Here is a 429-nt window from a genome sequence, read left to right on the forward strand (position 1 = left end):
TGAATTCCTCCTTTCGAATTGGAATTACAGATGACTACAGTAATGACTTTGTCTTTCTTTTACAGAATTCATAGCCTGATTAATTTGTCGTTCATGAAGCATTTCAGACTCAGAAAATTTATTTCTTTGAATGGTAATGGTTAAAAAGAATACTTTAAATTTCATAAAATAATTGCCCCTTTATAAATGATTTAGAAAAAACGAGTGTAATAAGAAATTATAGGTGACTACAGTAATGACTTTGTCTTTCTTTTACAGAATCCATAGCCTGATTAATTTGTCGCTCATGAAGCATTTCAGACTCGGAAAATTTATTTTTTTGAATGGTAATGGTTAAAAAGAATACTTTAAATTTCATAAAATAATTACCCCTTTATAAGTGATTTAGAAAAGACGAGTGTAATAAGAAGATTGGCGCTCTTTTACTTC

The 429-nt window shown here is 28.7% G+C and carries 2 protein-coding genes; both read right to left on the reverse strand.

Going from position 1 to position 429, the window contains the following annotated elements; genetic code table 11:
• Positions 1-24: 24 nt before the first annotated feature.
• The gene (locus MR107_RS30425) at positions 25-165 is read right to left on the reverse strand and encodes a YrzI family small protein (RefSeq protein ID WP_000669816.1); all 141 of its coding nucleotides are present in this window, start codon (positions 163-165) and stop codon (positions 25-27) included.
• Between the two features lie 52 nt (positions 166-217).
• Complete coding sequence (locus MR107_RS30430; protein ID WP_000669805.1) at positions 218-358, reverse strand: YrzI family small protein; 141 nt, start codon at positions 356-358, stop codon at positions 218-220.
• Positions 359-429 lie beyond the last annotated feature (71 nt).

This window comes from Bacillus cereus group sp. BfR-BA-01441, from assembly GCF_022663075.1.
GTDB classification, from domain to species: Bacteria; Bacillota; Bacilli; order Bacillales; family Bacillaceae_G; genus Bacillus_A; species Bacillus_A cereus.

Excerpts from the sequence above, each read along its gene's own strand:
- MR107_RS30425 (WP_000669816.1), bottom strand. The coding sequence starts at position 165 with ATGAAATTTAAAGTATTCTTTTTAACCATTACCATTCAAAGAAATAAA.
- MR107_RS30430 (WP_000669805.1), bottom strand. The coding sequence starts at position 358 with ATGAAATTTAAAGTATTCTTTTTAACCATTACCATTCAAAAAAATAAA.